Annotated in this window: 1 pseudogene; it reads left to right on the top strand. The window is 61.7% G+C overall.

Annotated elements, in window-relative coordinates:
- Positions 1–409 (top strand): annotated as a pseudogene (locus VJI94_RS07970) (hypothetical protein); the annotation flags it as partial.
- Between the last annotated feature and the right edge of the window lie 69 nt (positions 410–478).

Raw genomic sequence — 478 nt, 5'->3', positions numbered from 1 at the left:
TCGGACCTACTACATGGGTGCGACTACCTCGGACGTCCGTGCCCGGCTGTACGAGAAAACTGCGGAGCTTCGTCGTTCGCTTCCGCCCAGTCGATGGGGGGAGATTCCCGAAAACGTTGTCCGGCTTGAGACTCAGGTTAGGCCGAGGAAAAAATATAAGGCGGTCGCGGCGGCGGTTGATGCTGAGCAGGCGTGGGGGTTTTCCCGCTGGACTGCGGAGCTTGCGCTCCGGGCGATGGCTTTGGAGGTGTCGCGGATCGAGATGCAAGCCGGAAGGGAGTCGGACGACGAGCGGGCTTGGCGTTTCATGCTCAAGCAATATGGGCCACTTCTTAGGCGTCAGGCGGCGGAGGTGGGTTCGTGGGAGTGTCTCGGGTTGAACATCCGGGATGATTTGGAGCGCCTTTAACGGGCGGGCGGTCGTCCAACCTGGACGAAGTTTTGCGGCCGTCGCAAGGCGGCTCGGGTGTTCCGTCAA

Source organism: Parvimonas sp. D9 (genome assembly GCF_035282565.1).
GTDB lineage: Bacteria > Bacillota > Clostridia > Tissierellales > Peptoniphilaceae > Parvimonas > Parvimonas micra.
The sequence above is the reverse complement of the archived record's forward strand: the minus strand, read 5'-3'. Positions and strand labels throughout refer to the sequence as shown.